Origin of the sequence: Mesorhizobium sp. M3A.F.Ca.ET.175.01.1.1, from assembly GCF_004791945.1 — a bacterium.
Taxonomy (GTDB): domain Bacteria; phylum Pseudomonadota; class Alphaproteobacteria; order Rhizobiales; family Rhizobiaceae; genus Mesorhizobium.
This window is the reverse complement of sequence record NZ_SRTP01000448.1, coordinates 1-278: the sequence shown is the minus strand read 5'-3', so window position 1 is coordinate 278 and position 278 is coordinate 1. Positions and strand designations below refer to the sequence as shown.

Sequence of the window (278 nt, the reverse complement as noted above, 5' to 3'; positions counted from 1 at the left end):
GTCCCGGTCCTTGTCAACCGTGAAGTTTCCGGGCTTCGCGTTCCAAGGTCTTGCGGTCGTTGCCATGCTCGCTGATCAGCTCTCTCACCTGCTCTGGCGTGATCCGATGCTGTTTGGCGAAGTAGCGGACCTCGTAATCCTCATCCGCCGACACGCGGTCGCGGTCCCGAAAATCGCGCTTGGCCTTGTCGTCTGCCATGGTCGATCCTCCTTGCCGTCAAGAAACCGCGACCGCGCCGCGAGGTTCCTTTTCTTTAGCGGCGGCTAACGGAACCGAA

The 278-nt window shown here is 60.4% G+C and carries 1 protein-coding gene; it reads right to left on the bottom strand.

The window, feature by feature from the left end:
* Positions 1–13: 13 nt before the first annotated feature.
* Entirely contained in the window at positions 14–199 is a 186-nt protein-coding gene (locus tag EN818_RS32380; protein WP_127859045.1) for a DUF3606 domain-containing protein, read from the bottom strand.
* Positions 200–278: the final 79 nt, after the last annotated feature.